Origin of the sequence: Leifsonia sp. T36S-04 (assembly GCF_042465655.1) — a bacterium.
Classification (GTDB): domain Bacteria; phylum Actinomycetota; class Actinomycetes; order Actinomycetales; family Microbacteriaceae; genus Leifsonia.
In genome coordinates this window covers 1,806,751-1,831,141 of record NZ_CP146286.1, presented here as the reverse complement: position 1 = coordinate 1,831,141, position 24,391 = coordinate 1,806,751, and the positions used below count along the sequence as shown (strand labels likewise).

Below are 24,391 nucleotides of genomic sequence, written 5' to 3'. Positions count from 1 at the left end.
GATACAGTCCGCCCATGGAGACTGTCAGCGTGAGAGATCTACGCAACCACGGCGGCGACATCCTCGACAGGGTCGCTCGCGGAGAACACCTGACCATCACGCGAGACGGGACGGCGGTGGCACAGCTGTCGCCCCTGCCCTCGCCTGGCCGGGCACTGTCCGTGCTCATGGCGGAGCGCCGCACGCTCCCGCCCGTCGACCCGCGCGCCCTGCGCGCCGACATCGACGACGTGGTGGACCAGGAGTGGTGATGCAGCCGGGTCTGCTCGACACCTCGACGCTCATCCTGCTGGGGCGTGTGGCAGACCCGTCGGAGCTTCCCGACATCCCGTCGATCAGCGCCCTCACCCTCGCCGAGCTCTCCGTCGGGCCGTTGGTCGCGAAGAGCCCGGAGGAGAGGGCGGCACGACAGGCGCATCTGCAGCTCGCGGAGGCGGACTTCGACCCGATCCCGTTCGACTCCTCGGCGGCCCGGGCCTTCGCGCAGGTCGCTCAGTCGCTGCGGGCAGCGGGACGCACGCCCACCGCCCGGGCCTTCGATGCGCTGATCGCGGCGACGGCGATCTCACGAGACCTGCCGCTCTACACGTGCAATCCTGACGATTTCGGTGGCATCCCGCAGCTCGACCTCCGGCGCGTGACGGTGGGTGCGTGATGCCGCGCGGTCCGCGTCCATGCTTCCGGTGCCATGTCCGTCGCTGATAATGGGATGGTGCCCCATTCTGACTCGTCCGTGACTCCTGTGCCTCCGAAGAAGGAGCGTCCCGAGAAGAGCCGCCCGTCGATCTTCTGGGTGCTCGCGGGGATCGTGGTGCCGATCGGCAGCCTTCTCGCGCGATTCCGCGTGATCGACGGCGACAAGCTGCCGAAGACCGGCGCCTACGTACTCACCCCGAACCACTACAGCGAGATCGATCCCGTGATGGTCGGCATGGTCACCTGGCGGCTGGGCCGGCTTCCGCGGTACCTGGCCAAGGAGAGCCTGTTCCGGGTTCCGGTGCTCGGCTGGTTCATGCGCAAGTCCGGTCAGGTGCCGGTGTCGCGCGGCGGCAGCACCCGCGGGGCGGCGCCTCTGCAGGAGGCGCGCAAGATCGTCAACGAGGGTCGCATCGTGATCGTGTACCCGGAGGGATCGCTCACGCGCGATCCGGACATGTGGCCGATGCGGGGCAAGACCGGCGCGGCGCGTATGGCTCTGGAGAACGACCTCCCGGTCATCCCCATGGCGCACTGGGGGACCCAGCAGGTCATGGCGCGCTACGGCAAGAAGATCAGCTGGTTCCCTCGCAAGACGATCGACGTCAAGGTGGGTGACCCGGTCGACCTCTCGGCGTTCCGGGGCCGCCCGCTCGACGCGGCGACGCTCACCGAAGCGACCGCGGTCATCATGGATGCGATCACGGCCCTCTTGGAGGACCTCCGCGGCGAGAAGGCTCCTGCGGCGCGGTGGGATCCGACCCAGCACGACCAGAAGGAGACCGGGCGCTTCGATGGCTAAAGCACCGAAACCTCCCGTCGCACGTCCCCGCAGGATCGCCGTGCTCGGCGCCGGCAGCTGGGGGACCACGTTCGCGAAGATCCTCGCCGACGGTGGTTCCGACGTCGTGCTCTGGGCGCGACGTCCGGAACTCGCCCGGGAGATCAACGAGGTCAAGCGCAACAGCGACTACCTGGAGGGCATCAACCTTCCGCGCAACCTGCGCGCCACCGCCCGCCTGGGCGACGCCATGCGCGACGCCGAGCAGGTGTTCGTCTCCATCCCCAGCCAGACCCTCCGCTCGAATCTCGAGGCGATGATCCCGCACCTCGGGCCCGAGACGGTCGTCGTCAGCTTGATGAAGGGCGTGGAGAAGGGCACAGGCCTCCGGATGAGCGAGGTCATCGCGCAGGGCCTGCCGATCGAACCGGAGCGCATCGCCGTCGCCTCCGGCCCCAACCTCGCGCTCGAGATCGCCCGGGAGCAGCCCACCGCCGCCGTCGTGTCCTCCGAGAGCCTGGAGACCGCGCAGGCCGTGGCCATCTCGGCGACGAACCGCTACTTCCGCAGTTTCGTGAACACCGACGTCATCGGCACGGAGTTCGGCGGGGTGCTGAAGAACCTCATCGCGGTCGCGATCGGCATCGTCGACGGCGTCGGCTACGGCGAGAACACCAAAGCGTCGATCATCACGCGCGGCCTCGTCGAGATGACCGACTTCGCCGTCGCCTACGGCGCCAAGCCCGAGACGCTGTCGGGGCTGGCCGGCCTCGGCGACCTCATCGCGACCTGCGAGTCGTCCCTCAGCCGCAACAACACCGCGGGCCGCCTGCTCGGCCAGGGTTACGGCTTCAACGACGTCGTGAAGCAGATGAACCAGACGGCCGAGGGACTCGCCTCGGTCGCGCCCATCCTGAGCCTCGCCGAGGCGCGCGGGGTGGACATGCCGATCGTCCGTCAGGTGAGCCAGGTGCTCGCCGGTACGCTCGATCCGAAAGACATCGCGCCGCATCTCACGACGGATTCGGACGAGCCGCAAGGCGAAAGGACATTGGATGACGGACAAGGTCGCGGTCGCGCTTCTCTTTGGGGGTCGCTCAAGCGAGCATTCGATCAGTTGCGCGACGGCGGCGGGCGTCCTTGAGGCGATCGACCGCGACCGCTACGACGTCATCCCGATCGGGATCACCCACGAAGGCGCCTTCACCCTCCAGCCGGATGACGCCGCGCTCTTCGCGCTGAACACCGAGAAGCTGCCTGAGGTCGAGGACAACGGAACGCGCATCCTCTGGCCCGACAGCGTGGTGTCGCGGGAGCTGACCGTCGTCGATCCCGACGGCGAGCGATCCTCCCTCGGTGCGGTCGACATCGTCTTCCCGATCCTGCACGGCCCGTGGGGTGAGGACGGCACGCTCCAGGGCATGCTCGAGCTGGTCGGGCTGCCCTACGTCGGCAGCGGCGTGCTGGCGAGCGCGCTCGGGATGGACAAGCACTTCACGAAGACTGTGCTCCAGCAGGCGGGCATTCCGGTCGCTCCGGGGGTCACGGTGTCCGCGTACGAGTGGAGGACCGCCTCCGACGACGTCCGGGAGTCCGCCACGACCCTCGGCCTGCCCGCGTTCGTGAAGCCGGCCCGCGCCGGTTCCAGCGTCGGCGTGACGAAGGTCACCGACTGGAGCATGCTCGACGAGGCCATGGCAACCGCCCTAGCCGAGGACGACCGGGTGCTGATCGAGTCGATGGTCACCGGACGCGAGGTGGAGATCGCCGTGCTCGGCGGTCGTCCGGGGGAGCCGGCGCGCGCGTCGGTCGCCGGCGAGATCGTGCTCACCGGACGTGACTTCTACGACTTCGCCGCCAAGTACCTCGACGCGCCGGGCATCGACCTGGTGTGCCCGGCCGACCTCAGCGACGACGAACTGGCCGAGATGCGCGATCTCGGTGTGCGCGCCTTCGACGCCATCGGGGGCGAGGGGCTGGCACGAGTGGATTTCTTCCTCACCGCGAACGGGTTCGTCGTGAACGAGATCAACACGATGCCCGGCTTCACGCCGATCTCGATGTTCCCGCGCTGCTGGCAGGAGTCGGGGCTCAGCTACCCGGCACTGATCGACGAGCTCATCCAGGTCGCCCTGGCCCGCGCAGCCGCCTGACGTTCGCCCGTCGTCTCGTTCACCCGTTGGCGGCGAGTCGTGACTCGTTGCGCATTTCGCGCGCGAGTTGCGACATCATGTCGCAACTCGGCGAAGTGGGGAGCGCGGCTCGGGTGAGGTCGGCTACGGGGAGGGCGTCGCGGACGGGTCGGTGTCGAGCGTCGAGAGGCACTTCTGCGTCTGCTTGACCGTCGAGACCGCGCTGGCGAATTCCGGGAGGACGGAGGAGTCCGAGACCCCGGAGACGTGGTCGATGATCACCTCGGTCGCGGGAGTGCGCCCGAAGGTCTGGTAGACGATCGTCTTGGCCGCCGGGTCGGTCATCAGCACCCAGTCGACCCCGTTCACGTTCACGCACGGCTTGGTGGTCGCACCGATCGGGGGCACCCCGCAGCGCAGGATGACGGCCGCCGGGTCGCCCCATGCGCCGGTCGCCTGGGCGTCCGTCTGCCGCGCTGCCTTGTCGGCGACCGTGTCGGGCAGCCGGACGCTGATCTCGGCGCACCCGGGTGCGTTGCTGTCGGCGGCGGGGTCGAGCGAGACCGTCGGCGCGCATCCCGCGAGGGCGAGCGCGGAGGCGGCGAGCAGGAGGGCCGGAAGGAGGCGGCGACGGGACTTCATCGGTTTCAGGCTACCGTTTCAGATCATGGGAAACTCTGGGAGCACCGCGGCCGGCCTCACTCTCGGCGAGGCCTCCGAGCGGGAGGCGCTGCGGCGCATCTTCCCGAGGCTCCCGGAGTCGTCCGCGACCCTGGTCGGGCCGGGGGACGATGCCGCCGTCCTGGCCGCGCCGGACGGACGCTTCGTCGTCACGACCGACATGATGGTGCACGGTCCCGACTTCCGGCTCGCGTGGTCCGGTCCCGTCGACCTGGGCTGGAAGGCCGCGGCGACGAACCTGTCGGATGTCGCAGCGATGGGCGCGGTCCCCACCGCACTCGTGGTCGCCATCGCCGCGCCGCCGGAGACTCCGGTCGCCTGGCTGGAGGGCGTCGCCGACGGCTTCCGGCTGGCGTGCGAGGAGCTTCAGCCGGGCTGCGGTGTCGTCGGGGGAGACCTGTCCGTGTCGGCCACCCTGACCTTCGCGGTGACCGCATTCGGCGACCTGGAGGGCCGCGCCCCGGTGCTGCGCAGCGGGGCACGCCCAGGGGATGTGGTGGCGGTCTCCGGCCTGCTGGGGCACGCCGCCGAGGGCCTCCGTCTGCTCTTCGCGGAGGCGGTGGATGCGGCTGGGGAGCCGGATGCCGAGCGCTTCGCCGCGGTCGCGGCCGCCCATCCCGAGGCGGTCGGCGCTCAGCTGCGGCCACGACCTCCGATCGCGGACGGTCCGCGAGCGGCGGCCGCCGGAGCCACCGCGATGCTCGACCTGAGCGACGGTCTCGCGCTCGACGCCCGTCGCGTCGCGGAAGCGAGCGGAGTCGCCATCGACCTGGACGCGGCAGCTCTCGGACCGGACACGAGAACCGCCTTGACCGGCGGGGAGGACCACGGGCTGTTCGCCGCCTTCCCACCGGAGGTCACCCTCCCGGGCGGCTTCCGGCGCGTCGGGGTCGTGCGCGAGGGCAGCGGTCTGCTCGTCGACGGCGTCCCGTTCGGCGAGCGCGGCGGCTGGGACCCGTACCTGGAGTGGGACGGCGGCCGCGGCTAGGCCGGCGTCAGCCAGAAGATCGCGGTCTCGCCGTAGTCCTTGCGCCGCTCGAGGACCAGCCCCTCCGGGAGGGTCGGCTGCGGTCCGCGCGCGCTGCGCTCGAGACAGACCACAGCATCCTCGGCGAGCGCAGGGAGGAGGGCGCTGAGGACGTCGAGGACGTCGGCGTCGCTCACGTCGTAGGGCGGGTCGATGAAGACGACGTCGAACGGACCGGCTGCTCCTGCCAGGTAGGACGAGACTGCGGTGGCGCGGACGTCGATGCCCGGCAGCGGGGTGTCCGGGTGCCGGGCCGCCGACCGGGCCGCCGCCGTGAGTGCCGCGGCGTTCCGCCGGCACACCTGCGCGGCCGGTGCGCTCTTCTCGACGAGCACCGCGGAGGAGGCCCCGCGGCTGATGGCCTCCAGCCCGAGAGCGCCCGAACCGGCGTACAGGTCGAGCACCCGGGCGCCTCTGACGGCGTTCCGCGCATCCAGCGCCGAGAAGATCGCCTCCCGCACCCGGTCGCTCGTGGGACGCGTGCCGCTCTTGGGCACCTGCAGGGTCAGCGAGCCGGCGAAACCGGCGACGATTCGGGTCATGGCCCCCCGAGCCTAGCGTCGGCGTGCGCGCAGCCGCCAAGATAAGGGGATGGAGGAACGCCTGGAGCAGGCAGAGCTCGACAGCCTGTGGCTCCCCGGTGACCCGATCGCCTCCGCCGAACGGCTGGCCGAGGCCGCTGCCGAACCGGACCGGTCGGAAGTCGTCCGGGCGGAGCTGCAGACGCAGCGTGCGCGCGCCCTCGGGCTGCAGGGACGCATCGAGGAGGCGGAGGCGCTGCTCGACTCGCTGGAGCCGGCGGCGGACGTGCTCGAGGTCCGCGTCCTGCTTGAGCGGGGCAGGTTGCGCGTCGCCGCGGGCCGGCCCGCCGAAGCAACGCCGATCCTCGAGTCCGCCCTCCGCGCCGCGCGGCGCGACGGGGATACTGCACTGGCCGTCGAGACCGCACTGGCGCTGGCCGAATCCGACCGCATCCACACCGATCAGTGGATCGAGGAGGGACTCGCCGATCTGTCGGGCACCGACGATCCCCGCACCCTCCGGTGGGGCGCCGTGCTGCACGACCTCCGGGGCTGGGTCCGGCTGGAGGACGGGGACGCGGCAGCCGCGCTCGTGTCGTTCGAGGACGCCGTTGAGTACGCCGCGGGCTACGGGTCGACCGACCAGCAGTTCGCCGCGCGCTGGGGGCTGGGCCGGGCGCTGCGGGAACTCGGCCGCGTCGACGAAGCCCTGGCCGTCCAGCGCCGGCTGGCGGCAGAGCGGCCGGACGAGTCGGCGGTCGCGGCCGAGCTCGTGGAGCTGGCGGCTCTCGCCGAGGCAGCGGCGACGTCGGACGAGGCGACGTCGGACGAGGCGCATACGATCGACTCATGACCTCCGCGACCGCCCCGGGCCTTCCCGACGCGGGCACCGTCGGCCTGGACTCCCGGCTGACCGGCGTCCTCGGTGGTCGCACCGCGTCCGCGTTCGAGAAGGCGTTCGGGATGCGCACGGTCGCCGACCTGCTCAGCCACTACCCGCGGCGCTACGCCAAGCGCGGTGAGCTGACCGCCCTCGCCAACCTCCCACTGGACGAGAACGTGACGATCATCGCCGAGGTGCTCCGCGTCCAGGATCGGCCCATGCGCGCCCGGCGCGGCAGCATCCTCGAGGTCAAGATCTCGGACGGCGAGGGCATCCTCACCCTCACGTTCTTCAATCAGGCGTGGCGGTCGCGCGAGCTCGTACCCGGAGTTCGCGGGATCTTCGCAGGCAAGGTCTCCGCCTACCGCGGCGCACTGCAGTTGGCGCACCCCGACTACGAGCTGTTCGAACCGGATGCCGAGAACGCCGTGACCCCGGGCAGCGCTGCAGCGAAGGACTGGGCGCTGACGCCCATCCCGATCTACCCGGCAACCGGGACGGTGGCGAGCTGGCAGGTGCAGAAGGCCGTCGAGCTGGCTCTGGATGCGCTGGGCGCCGTCCCCGATCCGGTCCCGGATGCCGTGGTCGCCGAGCGCGGGCTGATGCCGTTCCGCGAGGCGCTGGAGGGCATCCACCGTCCGCAGAAGGATTCGCAGTGGCAGCGCGCGCGCGATGCGTTACGGTTCCAGGAGGCGTTCGTGCTGCAGGCGGCCCTGCTGCAGCAGCGGGCGGCCACGCGCCAGGTCGCGGCGACGCCGCGGACCCCCGTTCCCGGCGGCCTGCTGGAGCGATTCGACGCGGCGCTGCCGTTCAGTCTGACCGACGATCAGGATGTGGTGGGCGGCGAGATCGAACGCGACCTGGCCGCGCCGGTGCCGATGCATCGACTGGTCCAGGGCGAGGTCGGCTCCGGCAAGACGCTCGTCGCGCTGAGGGCGATGCTCGCGGTCGCCGACTCGGGCGGTCAGTCCGCGCTGCTCGCGCCGACGGAGGTGCTCGCCTCGCAGCACCTGCGCTCGATCGCGGCCATGCTCGGCCCCGATCTCTCCGCGCAGCTGATGCCGACGCTGCTCACGGGGCAGCTGTCGGCCGCCGAACGCAAGCGAGCCTTGCTGCGGACCGTCTCCGGTCAGGCCCGGATCGTCGTCGGCACCCACGCCCTTCTGGGCGACGCGGTCACGTTCTACGACCTCGGACTCGTGGTCGTCGACGAGCAGCACCGGTTCGGCGTCGAGCAGCGGGAGGCGCTGCGGGCGAAGGGCGGCACCCCGCCGCACGTGCTCGTGCTCACCGCCACGCCGATCCCGCGCACCGTGGCGATGACCGTCTTCGGCGACCTGGATGTGTCCACCATCGCGCAGCTGCCGGAGGGTCGTCAGGGCATCGAGAGCTTCGTCGTTCCCCTGGCCGATCGTCCCGGCTGGGAGCGCCGTATCTGGGAGCGCGCGGCGGAGGAGATCGCGAAGGGGCGGCAGGTCTTCGTCGTCTGCCCTGCCATCTCGGGCAAGGACGCGGAGGACGACGGCGAGGAGCCGGAGCCCGACGACGCGTCGGCGGACGGTGCCCCGGCGCGACCGATCGCCACCGTGGAGTCGGTGGCCGCGCAGGTGCGCGCCGACCCGCTCTTCCGCGACGCCCGGATCGGCGTGCTGCACGGCCGCCTGCCGTCGGAGACGAAGGACGAGGTGATGCGCGCCTTCGCGGCGGGCACGCTCGACCTGCTGATCGCCACGACCGTCATCGAGGTCGGCGTCAACGTTCCCAACGCGTCCGCCATGGTGGTGCTGGATGCGGACCGCTTCGGCGTGTCCCAGCTGCACCAGTTGCGCGGACGGGTCGGGCGCGGCGACATCCCGGGGCTGTGCCTGCTGGTCACCGCCGCCGAGCCGGAGACGCTCGCCCGGGAGCGGGTGGAGGCGGTCGCGGCCACCCTCGACGGCTTCGAGCTGGCCACCGTCGACCTGGAGCTGCGGCGCGAGGGCGACGTTCTCGGCAGCCGGCAGTCCGGCGGGCGCTCGTCGCTCCGGCTGCTGCGGGTCGTCGCCGACGGGGAGCTCATCGCGGAGGCGCGGGTCGCCGCCGAGGAGACGCTGGAGGGCGACCCGGGTCTTGCGCAGCATCCGGCGCTCGCGGCCGCGCTGGCCCGGCGGCTGGATGAGAGCGAGCGCGCCTTCCTGGGCAAGTCCTAGCAGCCCCTGGACCGCCATCCGGACGAAATCCGTTGGTAACGGATTCACAACGAAATGCCGGGATGCGCGGGATAGTCTGAAGGTCTATGAACAGGATCGCCGTTGTCCCTGGATCGTTCGACCCGGTCACCCTCGGGCACCTCGACGTGATCGAGCGTGCCGCCGGACTCTGGGATGAGGTCCACGTCGTGGTGGTCCACAACCCGGACAAGTCCGCGCTGCTCCCCATCGCGCAGCGCGTCGCCCTGATCGAGAAGTCGATCGAGGACGCGGGCATCGTCGGCAACATCGTCCTCGCCTCCTGGTCGGTCGGGCTGCTGGTCGACTACTGCACGGATGTGGGCGCGCATGTGCTGGTGAAGGGCATCCGGTCGCAGCTCGACGTGACGTACGAGACGCCGATGGCCATCGTCAACCGTCACCTCGCCGATGTCGAGACGGTGTTCCTGCTCCCGAACCCGGCGAATGCGCACGTGTCGAGCTCGCTGGTCCGCCAGGTGTCGGCCCTGGGCGGCGACGTGAGCCCCTACGTCCCGCCGGCCGTCCACGAGTATCTCCAGGAAACGTGAGCGCAGGAGTCATGAACAGTTACGCGACGCGCCAGCCCACCGAATCGTCCGTCGCACCCGAGGAGGAGACCGGGACCGTTCCCGGAATGGACCTGGACGAGCTGCGCCGCGCCGCCGAGCAGATCACCGCCAATGTCGAGTCCGTGATCGACGGCAAGCACGAGGCCGTCCAGACCGCTCTCGTCGTCCTGCTGGCCGAGGGCCACCTCCTGATCGAAGACGTGCCCGGCGTCGGCAAGACAATGCTGGCGAAGTCTCTGGCCAAGTCGGTCGATTGCACGGTCAGCCGCATCCAGTTCACTCCGGACCTCCTGCCCAGCGACGTGACCGGCGTCTCCGTGTACAACCAGGCGGAGCGGCGCTTCGAGTTCAAGCCCGGCGCCATCTTCGCCAACATCGTCATCGGCGACGAGATCAACCGCGCCAGCCCGAAGACCCAGTCCGCGCTGCTGGAGTGCATGGAGGAGCGACAGGTCACGGTCGACGGCTCGACCTATCCACTGGCCGCTCCCTTCATCGTCGTCGCGACCCAGAACCCGGTCGAGATGGAGGGCACGTACGCCCTTCCGGAGGCCCAGCGCGACCGCTTCATGGCGCGTATCGCGATGGGGTACCCCGACGAGAACTCGGAACTGGCGATGCTGACGACACGGGACACGTCGAGTCCGCTCTCGCGCATCCGCCCGGTCGTGACCTCGGACGAACTGCGGGCGATGATGCTGACGGCACGGAGCGTCTACGCCTCGACGCCGGTGAAGCAGTACGCCGTGGATCTGGTGCGAGCCACCCGCGAGGACCGCGACCTCCGGCTCGGCGCAAGCCCCCGCGCCACCTTGCAGCTGATCCGCGCGGCCAAAGCCACCGCGGCACTGGCCGGGCGGGACTTCGTCCTCCCCGACGATGTGGATGCGCTGGCCGTGCCCGTCCTGAGCCACCGGCTGCTGCCCACCAGCCGGGCCCTCGGACACCATCACGAGAGCGCCCCGGTGATCGCCGACATCGTGCGCCGGATCGTCTCCGCGACGCCGGTGCCCGTCGGCTCCGGCACGGTGGGCGGCGTAGGACGCTAGCGTGCCGAACCGTGGTCGTGCGTCGTCGCCGCTGAAGCGGCCCCGTCCGACCGCGCGCGGCTGGACCCTCGGACTGGTCGGCGTGGTGGCCCTCGTCGCGTCCGCGACTTTCGGCCGCACGGACGTCCTCTTCGTCGGGGTGTTCCTGACCGTGCTCCCGCTCGCCGCGATGATCTCGGTCACCGTCGACCGTCCGCGGCTCACGGTGACCCGCAGCTTCCATCCGGACGTCGTGGCGGCGGGGGAGCGCAGCACCATCGTGACCACCGCTCGCAACCAGTCACCCCGGCCGAGCCCGGCCGCCCGATGGCGCGAATCCGCGCCGCCGGTCGTGGGAGTGCAGGCCTCCGCCCCCTTCCCGCGGCTGGGTGCGCATCAGCCCGACGGCGGCCTGGGCCGCGACACGGTCGTTCTCCGGCAGGACGTGGTGCCGCAGCGCCGCGGCGCGCACGCCGTCGGCCCGCTCATCGTCAGCCGCACCGACCCGTTCGGCGTCGCGTACGCCGAGTACGCGATCGGCCAGCCACGGCAGCTCCTCGTCACCCCGCGCGTCGTCGAACTGTCGCGCGGAGAGTTGGATGTGGCCCACAGCGAGGGCACGGAGCATGCGCTGCTGCGCCAGAGCATCCCGAGCGCCGACGAGCTGATCGCCCGAGAGTACCGGCCCGGGGATCCGCTGCGCCGCGTGCACTGGCGCGCGACCGCCCGGCACGACCAGTTGATGGTGCGTCAGGAGGAGCAGCGCAGTAACCCGGAAGCGTGGATGTTCATGGACACGCGCCCGATCGCCGCGCATGCGGAGACCGGGCACCCGGACGCAGCGGGCGACGAGTTCGAGACCCTGGTCGACCTGGTGGCGTCGATCGGCGTCCATCTGCTCGACGAGGGTTTCGTGGTCAGCATCGTCGAGACGGGCGACCGCCAGCTCTCCGGCCGCAGCGGCGCCGGACGGACCGGCACCCTCGGCTCGACGACGGCGACCTACGACATGGGGAGCGCCGACCGCATGCTGCTCGGCGATCTCGCGGCGATCGAGACCTCGACGACGGCACGCGACGACGCCGTGTCCGAGTTGGGCGCGGGCCTCCGCAAGGCGGGGCGTCCTGTGCCGGTGTTCGCCGTGCTGGCGGGCTCCGGACCTGTGGAGCTCGGAGGCCTGGCAGCGCTGCGCTCGATGGGCGACCCTGCGGTCGCCTTCGTGGCCGTCTCGACCGCGCAGGACACGGTCGACGTGCTCGTCGACGCCGGCTGGCTGTGCGTGACCTTCGCGGCCGGTGACGATCCGGCGGAGTGCTGGCGGCGCGCGCTCCGCACGCAGCGCGCGCGGGTGGTGTCCAGTGGCGACTGAGTCCCTGGCGCTCGCTGTGCCACGCGTGGCCGTCCGGCGCCGGATCGGCTACTGGAGGATCACCGGAGCCCTGATGCTGCAGGTACTCGCCGTGAGCTATGCGCTCGTCGGCTTGATCCAGGGCGCAGGCTGGTGGTTCGGGCTGGTCGGGACGGCTGCGCTGGTGCTCGCGACCGGTGCGGGACTCCGCAGCCTCGGCGTGCCGCGCGGGGTCGTCCCGGTGCTCCTGCTCGTGGAGTCGGCTGTCGTCATGACGATCGCCTTCGGCCGCGGCACCGGCCTGCTGGGAATCATCCCCACCCCCGCCACGGTCGGGAACTGGTCGGAGTCCCTGCAGCAGGCCATGCTGTCGATCTACCAGCAGGGGACCCCGGCCGAACCGCTGCCGGAGTTCCTCTTCCTGGTCGTCGCGGGGGGCTGCCTCCTGGCGCTGATGCTCGACATCCTCGCCGTGGCCATCCGCACTCCGGCGTTCACGGCCCTCGCGGTTGGTGCCGTGCTCGTCGTCCCCGGTGCACTGCTCGGCGACGGGCTCGATCCCTTCGCCCTGGCGGCGTCCGCCGCCGCGTACCTCTGGCTGCTGCGCAGCGATGTCCGCACCCGGCGCTCCGCCACGCCGCGGCCCGGTGCGGCGCTGTCGGTAGGCGCCTCCGCCGTCGCGATCGCGGTCGTGCTCGCGGGCACCGCGCCGGGGTTCGAGCAGGGCGGCGCCACCTCCTTCACCGCCGGGGGCATCTCCATCGGCGGAACGGTCACGCCGCTCATCGACCTGGGCAAGGACCTACGGCGTCCCGCCGCCGTCCGCGCCCTGACCTACACGACGACGGCCGCGAACGGACAGTACCTCAAGCTGGCCTCGCTCGACCAGTTCACCGGCTCGGTGTGGAAGCACCGCGAACGCGACACCAACCGGCTCGCCGACGGCGCGAAGATCGGGCCGGTCGCCGGGCTCTCGCCGGGGGTCAAGACGACGAAGATCACGACGACGGTCGCGATCGACAACATGACGAGCCGCTGGCTTCCCGCGCCCGCGCCGGTCCAGTCGGTGACCGGGCTGAGCGGCACCTGGTCGTGGGATCCGGACGACCTGACGATCGGCGGCATCAACTCGACGACCCAGGGCCAGAAGTACACCGCGAACAGCGTCATCCTGCAGCCGACGGCCGACCAGCTGAAGGCCGCCGGCGGAGTCGTGCCCGCGGACGTCCAGCGCGACCTGTTCCTCCCGCCGAACTTGCCGGCGATCATCGAGCAGACCGCCCTGACGGCGACCAAGGATGCGGTCTCCGAGTACGACAGGGCGGTCGCGCTCCAGGACTACTTCCGGGACAACAGCTTCGTCTACTCCACCCAGACGCCGCTCAAGCAAGGGTTCGACGGCGACGGCGCCCGCGTGATCGCGCGTTTCCTGGAGGTGAAGAGCGGGTACTGCGTCCACTTCGCCTCCGCGATGGCGCTCATGGCCAGGACGCTCGGCATCCCCTCCCGGGTCGCGGAGGGCTACCTGCCCGGAGCGACCAGCGGAGGGACGGCGACGAACCCGGGGGAGTACACGGTCACCAGCGACGACCTGCATGCGTGGCCGGAGCTGTACTTCGCGGGGGTCGGCTGGGTGCCGTTCGAGCCGACGGTAAGCCGGGGAACGGTCCCGGACTACACCCGTCCGCAGACGGACGCCGCAGCGCCCGGCCCCACCTCGACCTCCACGTCCGGAGCAGCGCCGCGTGCGCTCGTGCCGACCGACCCCGCGAACCCGGCAGGGTCCGCGACGTTCACCGCCCAGTCCAGCGCTCAGCCGATCGCGACCGGCATCGGCGTCGGGCTCCTCATGATCGCCGTGCTGCTCGTGCCGGCCGTCTGGCGGCGCCTCCGCCGGCGACGGCGTCTCCGTGAACTCGACGAGCAGTGGGGTGGCGCTTCCCTCGTCTGGGACGAGGTACGGGACACCGCACGCGACCTGGGATGGTCGGCTCCACCCACGGAGACGCCGCGTGTCTTCGCGGGTCGGGTGGCGGTCGCCGTCGCGGGCACGCCGGCCGAGGATGCGGTCATGCGTTTGCTGGGCGAGCTGGAGCGCGATGTCTACGGGCCCCCTGGGCGGCGCTGGGCGGGCGGGCTCGCGGACGACATGACGGCGGTGCTCGCGGCGCTCGAAGCCCAGGCCGGCCCGGCCCTCCGGGTGAAAGCGGCGCTGCTTCCTGTGTCCTTGCTGCCAGCGGGCTGGCCTTCCGCCGCACGACCCCGGACTGCCGCGTAAAATAGTTCCTCGTGACTACCAAGAACTCCCCGTACACCGTCAACGTGTACGACCTGATCCGCCATCCCGGCGCGATGCGTGAGCAGCAGATCAGCATCCCCGTGGTGGAGAAGCTGGGCGAAGGTCTGCTCAGCGTCCCCGAGGGCGAGACCATCGACCTCGACCTCCGTCTGGAGTCGATGCACGAGGGCATCCTCATCACGGCAGAGGGCCAGACCACTGCCACCGGCGTGTGCGGTCGTTGCCTCATCGACATCGAGGAGCCTGTCGAAGTCGATTTCCAGGAACTTTTCGCGTATCCTTCTGAGGAAGCTTTCGATCATGAGGTTCACGACGACCACGTGGATCTTGAACCTCTGATCAGGGATACGGTGGTTTTGTCGCTGCCGTTCCAGCCGGTGTGCCGGCCGGACTGCCCGGGTCTCGACCCCGAGACCGGGGAGAGGCTGGCGGATGTACCGGACCGTGAGGCCACGGAGATCGTCGATCCCCGCTGGTCAGCGCTCCAGAACTACTCAGCGCTCGCGGCCTTCCCGGCTTCCGACACCGATGAACCCCGTTCGAATACAGAGAAGAGATAGTCATGGCCGTTCCCAAGCGGAAGCAGTCGCGCGCTAACACCCACGCCCGCCGTTCGCAGTGGAAGGCTGAGGTCCCCACGCTCGTCAAGACCATCGAGAACGGCAAGGTCACCTACAGCCTGCCGCACCGCGCCAAGGTCGTCGAGGACTCCGCGGGCACCGCGCTCTTCCTCGAGTACAAGGGCCGCAAGGTCGCCGACGTCTGAACGTCGCCCACACGGTGAAGACTGTGGTCGGAGAGAACACTGACCGCAGCGCACTTCTCAAGAAGCTCGGAGTCGATATCGACCCCGAGCTTCTTGAGCTTGCGCTGACCCATCGCTCGTACGCGTACGAGCACGGTGGCATCCCCAACAACGAGCGCCTCGAATTCCTCGGCGACTCCATCCTGGGGCAAGCGGTCACGGTCAAGCTGTTCCGCGAGAACCCGCACCTCGACGAGGGCGAGCTCGCCAAACGACGGGCCAGTCTCGTCAGCTCCGTCGCGCTGGCGGAAGTCGCTCGCGGCATCGGCCTGGGGGAGTACCTGCTCCTCGGCCGCGGTGAGGACCAGAGCGGTGGACGTGAGAAGGCGTCCATCCTGGCCGACACCGTCGAGGCGCTGATCGGCGCCACCTACCTCGATGCGGGCGGCGACGCCGCGACCGCACTGGTGCTGCGTCTCGTCGAGCCGCTGCTCGACGACCCGGCCCGGTTCGGCGCCGCGATGGACCCGAAGACGAGCCTGCAGGAGGCCGCCGCTCGCCGGGGCGCCGGGCTTCCCGTCTACACCGTCACGAACACCGGCCCTGACCACTCCAAGACCTTCCACGCCATCGTCGAGGTCGGCAGCCTGGTGACCGCGACCGGCGAAGGTACGAGCAAGAAGCAGGCCGAAATGGCCGCGGCGCTGAGCGCCTGGACGGAACTGACGAGTCGGCGTGCCCGAGCTTCCCGAGGTTGAGGTCGTCCGCGCGGGACTCGCTCCCGCGGTCACCGGTGCGACCATCCTCGGAGTCGACGTCTTCGAGCCGCGATCGCTGAAGCGCCACGACCCTCTCGCGGGCGCATTCGAAACGCTGCTGACCGGCCGGGTGATGCAACATCCGGTGCGGCGGGGCAAGTTCCTCTGGATCCCGCTCGACGGCTCGCCGCGCCGCGCGATCGTTGCGCATCTGGGGATGAGCGGCCAGATCCTGCTGCGTGAGCCCGGCACCGACGAAGCGGGGCTGCTGCGCATCCGGCTGCACATCGAGGCCGCGCCCGACCCGGAGACCGGCGTCCGCGCCGAGTACTGGGTGCATTTCGTCGACCAGCGGATCTTCGGGTCGATGGCCGTGGATGCGCTGGTGCCCACGGCGGACGGCGCCCACGGAGGGTTCGGAACCGACGAGCCGCTCATCCCGACGCAGGTCGCGCACATCGCCCGCGACCCGCTCGACCCGGCCTTCGACGACGCTCTGTTCGCCGCCGCGCTCGCACGCAAGAACACCGGCATCAAGCGCGCGCTCCTCGACCAGAACCTGATCAGCGGGATCGGCAACATCTACGCGGACGAAGCGCTGTGGGCCGCGCGCATCCACTACGCCCAGCCGGCGAACTCGCTGAGCCGCGCCACGGTCCGCACGCTGCTCGCCGAGGTGCGGCACGTGCTCCAGAAGGCGCTGGCAGAGGGAGGCACGAGCTTCGACGCCCAGTACGTCAACGTCAACGGCGCGTCCGGCTACTTCTCGCACAGCCTCAACGCCTACGGCCGGCAGGGTGAACCCTGTCCGCGCTGCGGAACCCCGATCGTGCGCGAGCAGTTCATGAACCGCGGCTCGCACTTCTGCCCGCACTGCCAGCGCCTCCGTGCCCCGCGCCGGGCGGCCTGACTGACGCCCTCTCCGGCCGGCCGGGACTCAGTCGAGCGTCTTCTGCCAGTGACCGGTGAGCGCGTGCGGACGGAAGCCGAAGGCACGGTTGATCGCGAGCATCGGGTCGTTCTCGTCCGCGTTCCAGGTCAGGATCCGGCGGATGTGGGGCGCGCGGCGGCCGAGTTCTTGGATGTTCCGCAGTTTCACGGCGGTGCCCAGGCGGTGTCCGCGGTGGACACGCGCGACCAGCGTGTCGTACTGCTCGGCCTTCGTGCCGTCGGCCGGTACGGCGAGTTCCGTGTAGGCGGCGATCTCGCCGGTCGCTTCGTGCACCGCCGCCGTCACGAGCAGCGGTTCGCCGCGCGCGACCAGGGTCCGCTCCTGCGAACGGACGCGTTCGCCGTCCCAGTCCTCCGGATCGACGGCGATTCCGCTTTGCGGGATGTCCGTCGCCATCCGCGCCTTCATCGCGGCGAACTTCTCCAGCAGGTCCTCCGGGGCTGAGCCCCACCACGACACCAGCCGGAAGCCGTTCAGCGTCATGGTGAGACCGGCCTCCCGCTCGCGAGGGAGCGGGAGGTGGAGTTCGCTCGAGCGCTCGATCTGCCCCAGGGTGTACCCGTTGTGCAGCGCGAAGCGCACCTCCCTCGAGTCGCGGGGCAGCCCGGCCGAACCGGCGGCCGCGCGCACCAGCCGATCGGCGCCCTCGAGCGTCCAGATCGGGTGCTCGGTGTAGGTGGAGATGACGCGGCGGCCGCCCTCGGCGGCCAACTCCTCGCCCGCCTTCAGGAGCGCGGTGCCGATACCGCGGCCGCGCAGTGCCGGGACCACATCCACGAGCAGCGAGACCGTCTCGGATTCCTCATCCAGCGGGAAGATCGCCTCGACCCTGCCCACGATCGCATCCTCCTCGACGGCGACGAGGATGATCCGCTCGACGTAGTCCTGTTCCCGGTGGCCGGCGAGCGCCTGCTCGGCCGTCTCCACGAAGTCGTCGTCGCCCCAGAGGTCCACCACGATGCCGTTCAGGACGCCGACGAGTTCCTCGAAAGCCGCGGACTCCGGGGTGCCGAGAGCATCCGGGATGGGCAGGCGCGCCACACGCATCGAAAGGGCACCTCCTCGAGCAGGTCGGCGAGAGGACTCAGCCTATCCAGGGCGCCGGGCGGTGTGAAGCCGCATCCCGTTTTGGTTTCGATCGTGTAAATCCCGCCCGCCAATGGTGTGGCATTTAGTTGCGCGCACGGTAGTCTCAGCACACCTATTCGTGGTGCGACGAGGCAAGAACGCCGCGTTCGCGACGAATTGAACGTCGAGAGGCAAGAGATGCTACGGAAGAAAGTCACCATCGGTGCGGCTGTTGCAGCGTCAGTCGCACTACTCCTCGCAGGATGCGCCAACCAGCCGTCCACGGGAGGATCCACCAATGGGAACTCGTCCAAGGTCAACATCCCCGCGATCACGTCGGTGGATGTCCCCAAGGACGCAGTGCTCCCCGCCGGCGACGGAAAGGCCACGTGTCCTGCTGGCCTGACCATCGGCTACGTGGGTGCTGAGACGGGCCCGAACGCTCAGCTCGGTATCAACATCTACAACGGCATCCAGCTGGCGATCGACCAGCACAACGCCGCCAACAAGGACTGCCAGGTCGCCTTCAAGAAGTTCGACACCGAGGGTGACCCGAACAAGGCAACCGGCCCGGTCACCCAGGCGGTCAACGAGGCCGACATCGTCGGCGTCGTCGGACTCCCCTTCTCGGGCGAGTCGAAGGCCACCGGCAACATCTTCGAGCAGCAGGGTCTGGTCCACATCACCCCGTCCGCCACGAACCCCGGTCTGACGCAGAACGGCTGGAAGACCTTCTTCCGCGGTCTCGGTAACGACGCCGTTCAGGGCCCGGCCGCCGCGAAGTTCCTCACGGACAAGCTGGAGGCCAAGAAGGTCTACCTGGTCCAGGACGACTCCGACTACGGAATCGGCCTCGGCACCCAGACCTCGAAGGCCCTCGGCGACGCGCTCGTCGGCACCGACAAGGTGACCACCGGCCAGAAGGACTTCTCCGCGGTGATCTCCAAGATCATCAACGCGAAGCCGGACGCCGTGTACTACGCCGGTTACTACGCCGAGGGTGCTCCGTTCGACCAGCAGCTGGCCAACAAGGGCTACAAGGGCACGTTCGTCGGCCCCGACGGTGTGAAGGACGACCAGTTCATCAAGCTGGCCGGAGACGCGTCCAGCAACGCGTACTTCACCTGCCCCTGCATCCCGGGCGAGCTCATCCCCGACTTCGAGTCCGCCTACAAGAAGCTCGCGAACGCCGAGCCGGGCACCTACTCGATCGAGGGCTACGACGCCGCAACCGTCCTGCTGGCTGGAATCGACAAGGGCAAGACGACCCGCGCCGACCTGCTGTCGTGGGTCAAGGACTACGACGCCGACGGCCTGAGCAAGCACTACAAGTGGGACGCCACCGGTGAGCTCCAGGCACCGGCCGTCTACGGCTACAAGGTGGAGAACGGCAAGATCGTGCCGATCGGCACCATCGGCTGAGGCGACACCTGAAGGGTGCCGCGGGCCCCACGGCCCGCGGCACCCTCCTTTTTCGACTACGCTCGCTTTGCTCGCCGGATCGACGGAGATCCGACACCGACCTCTGGATGCAGAATGCTCGAAACCCTCGTCCTCCATCCCGCCCTCGACAGTTCCTGGATCAACTTCGACGTCAACGCGCTGGTCCAGAACTTCTGGAGCGCCACGTTCGACGGACTCACCTTCGGCGCCGTCTACGGCCTGATCGCCGTCGGCTACACGCTGGTGTATGGAGTCCTGAACCTGATCAACTTCGCCCACTCCGAGGTCTTCATCGTCGGCGCCTACGGCGTCGTGGTGACCCTCACCACTCTCGGCTTCGGCCCGAGCGCGCCGAACCTGAGCCCGGGCGCCATCATCGGCGACCTCCTGCTGGCGCTCATCGTCGGCATGCTCGCCTCCGCGGTCACCGCGTGGCTCCTGGAACGCGTGGCCTACCGGCCGCTGCGAAAACGCAACGCACCGCGCCTCGTGTTCCTCATCACCGCTATCGGCGCCTCGTTCGCGATCCAGTACGGGATCTTCCTCATCCGGGGAGCGAACGCGGAGCCGTCGGTGACCATGTTCATCGCGCAGCCGATCTTCGACGTGTTCGGCACGATCGTGAACAGCCAGCAGCTGATCATCGTCATCGCGTCGGTGCTCCTCATGATCGCGACCGACTGGTTCATCCGCCGCACCCGCACCGGCCGCGGCATCCGTGCCGTCGCGCAGGATCCGGACACGGCCACGCTGATGGGCGTCAACAAGGAGCGGATCATCCAGATCACGTTCATCACAGGCGGTATCCTCGCCGGCGCCGCCGCGCTGTTCTACGTGATGCTGGTGCCCTCCGGCGTCATCTACAACGGCGGCTTCATCCTCGGCGTGAAGGCGTTCGCCGCGGCGGTCCTCGGCGGCATCGGCAACGTCCGCGGCGCCCTCCTGGGCGGCCTGCTGCTCGGCGTGATCGGCAACTACGGCCAGATCCTGCTGGGTGACTCGCAGTGGACCGACGTCGTCGCATTCGTCGTCCTCGTCCTGGTGCTGCTCGTCAAGCCGAGCGGCATTCTCGGCACCTCGCTCGGAAGGAGCCGCGCATGAGCATGACGGAAGGTCCCCGGGTCCTCCCCGACGGACGCGAAGAGCAGGCGGTCGACGCTCTGGAGGCCGCCCGCGGCAAGCGCGGCAACGGCCGGTTCCAGCAGCTCCGCGACCGCTGGAACAACCTGCCCCGCGTAGTGCAGTGGGCGTGGCTGCTGATCGTGGTGGTCATCGCCTACGCCCTGCCGTACCTCAACTTCTTCCCGCTGAGCACGGCTCCCGGCAACGACTGGGCGCTCGCGTGCTTCTCGATGGCGGTCTACGCGCTCATCGCGATCGGTCTGAACGTCGTCGTCGGCTACGCCGGACTCCTCGACCTCGGGTACGTCGCCTTCTTCGCGGTCGGCTCGTATACGGCTGCGATGCTGACCAGCCCCGACTCGCCGTTCGTCAAGATCCCGTACCTGTGGACCATTCCGGTCGCCATCGCGGTGACGATGACCTTCGGCATCATCCTGGGTGTGCCCACCCTGCGGCTGCGCGGCGACTACCTCGCCATCGTGACGCTCGGCTTCGGTGAGATCGTGCGCATCCTCGCGACGATCATCCCGGCGATGAAGGGTCAGGTCGGCTTCCAGAACGTCGGTCACCCGCCGGGGGAGAACGCCGACGGCGTTCCGATCTTCTCGAACTCGAACGGCGTGCCCTGGTACTGGCTGACGATCACCGTCATCATCGTGATCCTCCTGCTGGTCGGCAACCTGGAGCGCAGCCGCGTCGGCCGCGCCTGGGTCGCCATCCGCGAGGACGAGGACGCCGCCGAGATCATGGGCGTTCCGACGTTCAAGTACAAGGTGTGGGCGTTCGCCATCGGCGCCGGCGTCGGAGGCCTCTCGGGTGCGCTGTTCGCGGGGCAGGTCGGCTTCGTCAACAACCAGAAGTTCGACGTGCAGACGTCGATCCTGTTCCTCGCGGCCGTGGTGCTCGGCGGTGCGGGCAACAAGGTCGGTGCCATGCTCGGCGGCGCCATCGTCGCGTACATCCCGCTGCGATTCACCGTGATCGCCGACTACAAGTACCTGATCTTCGGTGTGGCCCTCGTGCTCATCATGATCTTCCGCTCGCAGGGTCTCTTCCCGGCGCGACAGAAGCTGCTGGCGTACGGCAGGCATGCGTACCGTCTCGTGGCGGATACGGCAACGGGACGACCGCGGACGACGACGGGCGCGACTCCCGTGGTCGACTCCGGAGCACTCGACGGTGACGGCACGAAGGGAGGCGCACGATGACGGACGCACACAACACGGCTCCGGAGGAGGAGCCGAACCTCGGCGCGAACGAGGAGGAACTGGAGGCCGCGGGCATCGACCTGACGGTCGCCGAAGCAGCAGCACCCGACCGCGAGATCGCGGTCGAGGTCGGCGAGAACATCGTCGAGGTGCGCAACCTGACCGTGAAGTTCGGTGGTCTGACGGCCCTCGACGACGTCTCGTTCAATATCAAGCGCGGCGAGATCCTGGGTCTGATCGGTCCGAACGGAGCAGGCAAGACCACCTGCTTCAACGCGATGACGGGTGTCTACAAGCCCACCAGTGGCGACGTGCTGCTGGAGGGTCAGACGATCAAGGGCCGCAAGCAGCACCAGATCACACGCATGGGGCTGTCGCGCACGTTTCAGAACATCCGCCTCTTCGGCGAGATGACCGCTCTGGAGAACGTGGTGGTCGGCCTGGATGCTCGGCACCGCACGTCGGTGCCTGGCGCGCTGCTCCGCCTTCCGCGTCACACGCGCGAGGAGAAGTCGTCGATCGAGCGCGGCATGGCGCTGCTCGAGTTCGTCGGCATCGCCGACCACGCCGGCTCCCTGTCGCGCTCGTTGCCGTACGGCTACCAGCGACGCCTGGAGATCGCACGCGCTCTGGCGACGGACCCGAAGGTGCTCTGCCTGGACGAGCCGGCCGCCGGCTTCAACCCGGCGGAGAAGGAGGACCTGATGGACCTCATCAGGACCATCCGCGCCGACGGGTACACCGTGCTGCTGATCGAACACGACATGAAGCTGGTCATGGGTGTGACCGACCGGATCGTCGTGCTGGAGTTCGGGCGGAAACTCGCCGACGATGCTCCTGAGGCCATCCGGAACGACCCGCGCGTGATCGCCGCCTACCTCGGGGAGCCCGAAGATGACGTTGCTTGAGCTGAAGAACATCAGCGTTTCCTACGGCCGGATCGAGGCCATTCACGACATGTCCTTCTCGGTGGAGGAGGGCGAGGTCGTGAGCCTCATCGGGGCCAACGGCGCCGGCAAGTCGACGACCATGAAGACGATCTCCGGCATCCTGAACCCGTCGAAGGGGTCCATCCTCTTCGACGGCGAGGACATCACCAAGATGAAGGCGCACATCCGCGTCGTGCGGGGCATCTCGCAGGCGCCGGAGGGCCGGGGGATCTTCCCGGGCATGACGGTCCTGGAGAACCTGGACATGGGGGCGTTCGGCCGCAAGGACCGGTCCAAGATGGGCGAGGACTTCGACCGCGTGTTCGCGCTGTTCCCGCGTCTCGCCGAGCGCAAGACGCAGGTCGGCGGCACGATGTCCGGCGGCGAGCAGCAGATGCTCGCCATCGGCCGGGCGCTCATGTCGAACCCGCGTCTGCTCCTGCTCGACGAGCCCTCCATGGGCCTGGCCCCGCAGTTCATCCGCCAGATCTTCACGATCGTGTCGGAGATCAACAAGCAGGGGACGACCGTCCTGCTCGTGGAGCAGAACGCCAACCAGGCGCTGGCCCGGGCGCATCGCGCCTTCGTGCTGGAGACCGGGTATATCACCCACTCCGGTACGGGTCGCGAGCTGCTCGCCGACCCGGCCATCAAGGAGGCGTACCTCGGCGTCGGGTGACGCACGCGAAGCATGCATGAGGTGCGCCGGCCCGTCACGGGTCGGCGCACTTCTGTGTCTTAAGGGGTATGACGCTCGCATCTCCCTCAGCTACGATTAGCGAATTCACTAATCGTAAGGTGGCTCCCATGTCGCTCAACACCCAACTCCGAAAGGCCCGGGAACAGGCCGGGTGGACGCAGAAGGAGATCGCGGCACGCTCCGGGATCGCCCACAGCGCGATCTCCCGCTTCGAGAGCGGTAAGGCCGGCGTCACCACCGCGACACTGGAGACGCTGGCCGACAGTCTCGGTGTTTCGCTGGTCGCAGTGCCCGGGCGCATCAATGCGGCGGCGGACGTGGCACGGTTCGTCGCCTCGCGCCTCGCCGACGGCAGCACGGCGTCCGCCTTTCGAGGGCTGATCCAGTTCTCCGACGACCTGCGCTCGGGCAACACCTTCACCACCGCTCTCAGCGTCGCTGTCGAGCCGGACAGCACCGGCGATCCGCATTTCGACGCGGCGATCGCCGGGCTCGCCGAGATCCGGCTGGCGGAGCTGGGGCTCGAGAGCCCGGCATGGGTGACCTCGGAGAGCCGGTACGCGGAGCTCGCCGAGGATTCGCTGGGATACCACTGGTCGGCCGACGATTTCGACGACACGGATCCCGTTCTGCGGTCGCACGGAGTGGTATTGCCGCGGCAGACTCTGGCGAGCGTCTGATGGCGACTCAGAGTGTTCTCAGCAGGGACGACCTGGTGTGGGCGATCGATCGGATCCGTGACGAGTTGAAGGCCCGCGGCGTCATCGGCACCATCAAGATCATCGGCGGCACGGCGATGATCCTGAGCGATCTTGCGGATCGAGAGTCCACGGTCGATATCGATGCCGTCGTCATGACTCCGGCTGACACGATCACCCAGATATCGGCCGACATTGCGCGCGAGCGTGCGTGGCCCGGAGATTGGATCAATCTGCAAGCGCAAGGGCTGTACCCCGCGTACGCCGGTCATCCGCTGTGGGTTGAATCCCTCCCGCTGTCCGACGAGACCCTGTCGATACAGCTGGCCACGCAAGAAGCGCTCCTGGCGATGAAGCTGAACGCCTCGCGGAGGGGACGCGACGAAGGTGACATCCAAGCGCTGATGACGGCGTGCGATGTCACAACGGTCGCTGCAGCGGACGAGCACTTCTCCGAGTACTTCCGCGGCGAGTCGATGCCCGATAAGGCAGTCGTGTTGCTGCGCAAGCTGGGGTACCCCGACGGTGATACCGCGATGTACGCCCACATCCCGAAGTCTCGCCCTTTGCACGCCCGCTCCGATATCGACTGA

26 protein-coding genes are annotated in these 24,391 nt (G+C 69.3%); 23 read left to right on the top strand and 3 right to left on the bottom strand.

All coding sequences use genetic code 11. The features are described from left to right. The first annotated feature begins 14 nt into the window (after positions 1 to 14). The 5 genes from P3F85_RS08915 to P3F85_RS08895 are packed head-to-tail and all read left to right on the top strand — an operon-like array spanning position 15 to position 3,630. On the top strand, positions 15 to 251 hold the full coding sequence (locus tag P3F85_RS08915) for a type II toxin-antitoxin system Phd/YefM family antitoxin (protein WP_374010873.1): 237 nt from the start codon (positions 15 to 17) through the stop codon (positions 249 to 251). Beyond that, on the top strand, positions 251 to 655 hold the full coding sequence (locus P3F85_RS08910; protein WP_374010872.1) for a type II toxin-antitoxin system VapC family toxin: 405 nt from the start codon (positions 251 to 253) through the stop codon (positions 653 to 655). The genes P3F85_RS08915 and P3F85_RS08910 overlap by 1 nt, the downstream gene beginning before the upstream one ends. A 57-nt stretch (positions 656 to 712) precedes the next feature. Then, positions 713 to 1,498, top strand: a complete 786-nt coding sequence (locus P3F85_RS08905; RefSeq protein WP_374010871.1) for a lysophospholipid acyltransferase family protein — start codon at positions 713 to 715, stop codon at positions 1,496 to 1,498. Continuing rightward, complete coding sequence (locus tag P3F85_RS08900) at positions 1,491 to 2,621, top strand: NAD(P)H-dependent glycerol-3-phosphate dehydrogenase (protein WP_374010870.1); 1,131 nt, start codon at positions 1,491 to 1,493, stop codon at positions 2,619 to 2,621. Before P3F85_RS08905 ends, P3F85_RS08900 begins: the two co-directional genes overlap by 8 nt. After that, the gene (locus tag P3F85_RS08895; protein WP_374010869.1) at positions 2,533 to 3,630 is read left to right on the top strand and encodes a D-alanine--D-alanine ligase family protein; all 1,098 of its coding nucleotides are present in this window, start codon (positions 2,533 to 2,535) and stop codon (positions 3,628 to 3,630) included. The genes P3F85_RS08900 and P3F85_RS08895 overlap by 89 nt, the downstream gene beginning before the upstream one ends. A 123-nt stretch (positions 3,631 to 3,753) precedes the next feature. Here the strand turns inward: P3F85_RS08895 and P3F85_RS08890 are convergent, their stop codons facing one another. After that, complete coding sequence (locus P3F85_RS08890) at positions 3,754 to 4,251, bottom strand: DUF3515 family protein (RefSeq protein WP_374010868.1); 498 nt, start codon at positions 4,249 to 4,251, stop codon at positions 3,754 to 3,756. A 25-nt stretch (positions 4,252 to 4,276) separates the two neighbouring features. Between P3F85_RS08890 and thiL the strand changes: the two genes are divergently transcribed. Continuing rightward, on the top strand, positions 4,277 to 5,278 hold the full coding sequence (thiL, locus tag P3F85_RS08885; RefSeq protein WP_374010867.1) for a thiamine-phosphate kinase: 1,002 nt from the start codon (positions 4,277 to 4,279) through the stop codon (positions 5,276 to 5,278). Here the strand turns inward: thiL and rsmD are convergent. Next, positions 5,275 to 5,859 carry a 16S rRNA (guanine(966)-N(2))-methyltransferase RsmD gene (gene rsmD / locus P3F85_RS08880; protein WP_374010866.1) on the bottom strand — a complete coding sequence of 195 codons (585 nt, stop codon included), beginning with the start codon at positions 5,857 to 5,859 and terminating at the stop codon, positions 5,275 to 5,277. The genes thiL and rsmD overlap by 4 nt on opposite strands. A gap of 49 nt (positions 5,860 to 5,908) precedes the next feature. On the opposite strand from rsmD, the gene P3F85_RS08875 reads away from it, so the two are divergent. The 10 genes from P3F85_RS08875 to mutM all read left to right on the top strand — a co-directional run bounded on the left by P3F85_RS08875 (position 5,909) and on the right by mutM (position 16,588). Next, the gene (locus P3F85_RS08875; RefSeq protein WP_374010865.1) at positions 5,909 to 6,691 is read left to right on the top strand and encodes a tetratricopeptide repeat protein; all 783 of its coding nucleotides are present in this window, start codon (positions 5,909 to 5,911) and stop codon (positions 6,689 to 6,691) included. Next, the gene (locus tag P3F85_RS08870; RefSeq protein WP_374010864.1) at positions 6,688 to 8,910 is read left to right on the top strand and encodes an ATP-dependent DNA helicase RecG; all 2,223 of its coding nucleotides are present in this window, start codon (positions 6,688 to 6,690) and stop codon (positions 8,908 to 8,910) included. Before P3F85_RS08875 ends, P3F85_RS08870 begins: the two co-directional genes overlap by 4 nt. 86 nt (positions 8,911 to 8,996) lie before the next feature. Next, the gene (gene coaD / locus P3F85_RS08865) at positions 8,997 to 9,479 is read left to right on the top strand and encodes a pantetheine-phosphate adenylyltransferase (RefSeq protein ID WP_374010863.1); all 483 of its coding nucleotides are present in this window, start codon (positions 8,997 to 8,999) and stop codon (positions 9,477 to 9,479) included. 11 nt (positions 9,480 to 9,490) lie between these two features. After that, complete coding sequence (locus P3F85_RS08860) at positions 9,491 to 10,549, top strand: AAA family ATPase (RefSeq protein WP_374010905.1); 1,059 nt, start codon at positions 9,491 to 9,493, stop codon at positions 10,547 to 10,549. 1 nt (position 10,550) lies between these two features. Next, a complete protein-coding gene (locus P3F85_RS08855) occupies positions 10,551 to 11,897 on the top strand; it encodes a DUF58 domain-containing protein (RefSeq protein WP_374010862.1) in 1,347 nt (448 codons plus the stop codon). After that, a complete protein-coding gene (locus tag P3F85_RS08850; RefSeq protein ID WP_374010861.1) occupies positions 11,887 to 14,154 on the top strand; it encodes a transglutaminaseTgpA domain-containing protein in 2,268 nt (755 codons plus the stop codon). Before P3F85_RS08855 ends, P3F85_RS08850 begins: the two co-directional genes overlap by 11 nt. A gap of 11 nt (positions 14,155 to 14,165) precedes the next feature. Then, the gene (locus P3F85_RS08845) at positions 14,166 to 14,735 is read left to right on the top strand and encodes a DUF177 domain-containing protein (RefSeq protein ID WP_374010860.1); all 570 of its coding nucleotides are present in this window, start codon (positions 14,166 to 14,168) and stop codon (positions 14,733 to 14,735) included. A 2-nt stretch (positions 14,736 to 14,737) separates the two neighbouring features. Next, positions 14,738 to 14,941 (top strand): 50S ribosomal protein L32, encoded by a 204-nt coding sequence (gene rpmF / locus P3F85_RS08840; RefSeq protein ID WP_018190667.1) that lies wholly within the window; start codon positions 14,738 to 14,740, stop codon positions 14,939 to 14,941. 23 nt (positions 14,942 to 14,964) lie between these two features. Next, complete coding sequence (rnc, locus tag P3F85_RS08835; protein WP_374010859.1) at positions 14,965 to 15,678, top strand: ribonuclease III; 714 nt, start codon at positions 14,965 to 14,967, stop codon at positions 15,676 to 15,678. Beyond that, positions 15,656 to 16,588: a bifunctional DNA-formamidopyrimidine glycosylase/DNA-(apurinic or apyrimidinic site) lyase gene (gene mutM, locus P3F85_RS08830; protein ID WP_374010858.1), complete on the top strand. Its 933-nt coding sequence runs from the start codon at positions 15,656 to 15,658 to the stop codon at positions 16,586 to 16,588. Before rnc ends, mutM begins: the two co-directional genes overlap by 23 nt. Positions 16,589 to 16,615: 27 nt before the next feature. Here mutM and P3F85_RS08825 read toward each other — a convergent pair whose 3' ends face one another. Continuing rightward, entirely contained in the window at positions 16,616 to 17,677 is a 1,062-nt protein-coding gene (locus tag P3F85_RS08825; protein ID WP_374010857.1) for a GNAT family N-acetyltransferase, read from the bottom strand. A gap of 219 nt (positions 17,678 to 17,896) precedes the next feature. Here P3F85_RS08825 and P3F85_RS08820 point away from each other — a divergent pair, with 219 nt between their 5' ends. From P3F85_RS08820 to P3F85_RS08790, 7 genes are all read left to right on the top strand, one after another. Next, positions 17,897 to 19,120, top strand: a complete 1,224-nt coding sequence (locus P3F85_RS08820) for a branched-chain amino acid ABC transporter substrate-binding protein (RefSeq protein ID WP_374010856.1) — start codon at positions 17,897 to 17,899, stop codon at positions 19,118 to 19,120. A 114-nt stretch (positions 19,121 to 19,234) separates the two neighbouring features. Then, a complete protein-coding gene (locus P3F85_RS08815) occupies positions 19,235 to 20,242 on the top strand; it encodes a branched-chain amino acid ABC transporter permease (RefSeq protein WP_374010855.1) in 1,008 nt (335 codons plus the stop codon). Then, positions 20,239 to 21,471 (top strand): branched-chain amino acid ABC transporter permease, encoded by a 1,233-nt coding sequence (locus P3F85_RS08810; RefSeq protein ID WP_374010854.1) that lies wholly within the window; start codon positions 20,239 to 20,241, stop codon positions 21,469 to 21,471. The genes P3F85_RS08815 and P3F85_RS08810 overlap by 4 nt, the downstream gene beginning before the upstream one ends. After that, positions 21,468 to 22,379: an ABC transporter ATP-binding protein gene (locus tag P3F85_RS08805; protein ID WP_374010853.1), complete on the top strand. Its 912-nt coding sequence runs from the start codon at positions 21,468 to 21,470 to the stop codon at positions 22,377 to 22,379. The genes P3F85_RS08810 and P3F85_RS08805 overlap by 4 nt, the downstream gene beginning before the upstream one ends. Continuing rightward, entirely contained in the window at positions 22,372 to 23,079 is a 708-nt protein-coding gene (locus P3F85_RS08800) for an ABC transporter ATP-binding protein (protein WP_374010904.1), read from the top strand. Before P3F85_RS08805 ends, P3F85_RS08800 begins: the two co-directional genes overlap by 8 nt. A gap of 128 nt (positions 23,080 to 23,207) precedes the next feature. Continuing rightward, positions 23,208 to 23,780 carry a helix-turn-helix domain-containing protein gene (locus tag P3F85_RS08795; RefSeq protein ID WP_374010852.1) on the top strand — a complete coding sequence of 191 codons (573 nt, stop codon included), beginning with the start codon at positions 23,208 to 23,210 and terminating at the stop codon, positions 23,778 to 23,780. Next, the gene (locus P3F85_RS08790) at positions 23,780 to 24,391 is read left to right on the top strand and encodes a hypothetical protein (protein WP_374010851.1); all 612 of its coding nucleotides are present in this window, start codon (positions 23,780 to 23,782) and stop codon (positions 24,389 to 24,391) included. Before P3F85_RS08795 ends, P3F85_RS08790 begins: the two co-directional genes overlap by 1 nt.

What these genes read in the sequence shown, in the direction of transcription:
- P3F85_RS08810 (WP_374010854.1), top strand. Translation starts at nt 20,239, where the DNA reads ATGAGCATGACGGAAGGTCCCCGGGTCCTCCCCGACGGACGCGAAGAG.
- P3F85_RS08910 (WP_374010872.1), top strand. Translation starts at nt 251, where the DNA reads ATGCAGCCGGGTCTGCTCGACACCTCGACGCTCATCCTGCTGGGGCGT.
- P3F85_RS08820 (WP_374010856.1), top strand. Translation starts at nt 17,897, where the DNA reads ATGCTACGGAAGAAAGTCACCATCGGTGCGGCTGTTGCAGCGTCAGTC.
- P3F85_RS08870 (WP_374010864.1), top strand. Translation starts at nt 6,688, where the DNA reads ATGACCTCCGCGACCGCCCCGGGCCTTCCCGACGCGGGCACCGTCGGC.
- P3F85_RS08790 (WP_374010851.1), top strand. Translation starts at nt 23,780, where the DNA reads ATGGCGACTCAGAGTGTTCTCAGCAGGGACGACCTGGTGTGGGCGATC.
- thiL (WP_374010867.1), top strand. Translation starts at nt 4,277, where the DNA reads ATGGGAAACTCTGGGAGCACCGCGGCCGGCCTCACTCTCGGCGAGGCC.
- P3F85_RS08805 (WP_374010853.1), top strand. Translation starts at nt 21,468, where the DNA reads ATGACGGACGCACACAACACGGCTCCGGAGGAGGAGCCGAACCTCGGC.
- coaD (WP_374010863.1), top strand. Translation starts at nt 8,997, where the DNA reads ATGAACAGGATCGCCGTTGTCCCTGGATCGTTCGACCCGGTCACCCTC.
- P3F85_RS08915 (WP_374010873.1), top strand. Translation starts at nt 15, where the DNA reads ATGGAGACTGTCAGCGTGAGAGATCTACGCAACCACGGCGGCGACATC.
- P3F85_RS08795 (WP_374010852.1), top strand. Translation starts at nt 23,208, where the DNA reads ATGTCGCTCAACACCCAACTCCGAAAGGCCCGGGAACAGGCCGGGTGG.
- P3F85_RS08875 (WP_374010865.1), top strand. Translation starts at nt 5,909, where the DNA reads ATGGAGGAACGCCTGGAGCAGGCAGAGCTCGACAGCCTGTGGCTCCCC.
- P3F85_RS08900 (WP_374010870.1), top strand. Translation starts at nt 1,491, where the DNA reads ATGGCTAAAGCACCGAAACCTCCCGTCGCACGTCCCCGCAGGATCGCC.
- P3F85_RS08890 (WP_374010868.1), bottom strand. Translation starts at nt 4,251, where the DNA reads ATGAAGTCCCGTCGCCGCCTCCTTCCGGCCCTCCTGCTCGCCGCCTCC.
- P3F85_RS08860 (WP_374010905.1), top strand. Translation starts at nt 9,491, where the DNA reads ATGAACAGTTACGCGACGCGCCAGCCCACCGAATCGTCCGTCGCACCC.
- P3F85_RS08895 (WP_374010869.1), top strand. Translation starts at nt 2,533, where the DNA reads ATGACGGACAAGGTCGCGGTCGCGCTTCTCTTTGGGGGTCGCTCAAGC.
- P3F85_RS08815 (WP_374010855.1), top strand. Translation starts at nt 19,235, where the DNA reads ATGCTCGAAACCCTCGTCCTCCATCCCGCCCTCGACAGTTCCTGGATC.
- rpmF (WP_018190667.1), top strand. Translation starts at nt 14,738, where the DNA reads ATGGCCGTTCCCAAGCGGAAGCAGTCGCGCGCTAACACCCACGCCCGC.
- rsmD (WP_374010866.1), bottom strand. Translation starts at nt 5,859, where the DNA reads ATGACCCGAATCGTCGCCGGTTTCGCCGGCTCGCTGACCCTGCAGGTG.
- P3F85_RS08825 (WP_374010857.1), bottom strand. Translation starts at nt 17,677, where the DNA reads ATGCGTGTGGCGCGCCTGCCCATCCCGGATGCTCTCGGCACCCCGGAG.